At 41.8% G+C, this 244-nt stretch carries 1 rRNA gene; it reads left to right on the plus strand.

The window, feature by feature from the left end:
• Window positions 1–181: 181 nt before the first annotated feature.
• Window positions 182–244, plus strand: a 5S ribosomal RNA gene (gene rrf / locus V7R35_RS17850); the annotation flags it as partial.

A 244-nucleotide genomic window follows, 5' to 3' on the forward strand; every position in this document is an offset into this window, starting at 1 on the left:
AGGCGTTAAGCTAACCTGTACTAATTGCCCGAGAGGCTTAACCATACAACGCCCAAGAAGCTTTGGACTTCTGAGTGTTGTAGACAAGCTAAGCTCTGAAAAATGAGCGGAAAGTAGAGTAAAAAGCAGTTACTCACTGATTGAATTAATATTATCTTTCCCAAATTGTTACCAGTTTTATCCTGGCAGCCATAGCGATACGGTACCACCTGACTCCATTCCGAACTCAGAAGTGAAACGTATT

The sequence above is a fragment of the Alteromonas sp. S167 genome (genome assembly GCF_036864375.1).
Classification (GTDB): domain Bacteria; phylum Pseudomonadota; class Gammaproteobacteria; order Enterobacterales; family Alteromonadaceae; genus Alteromonas.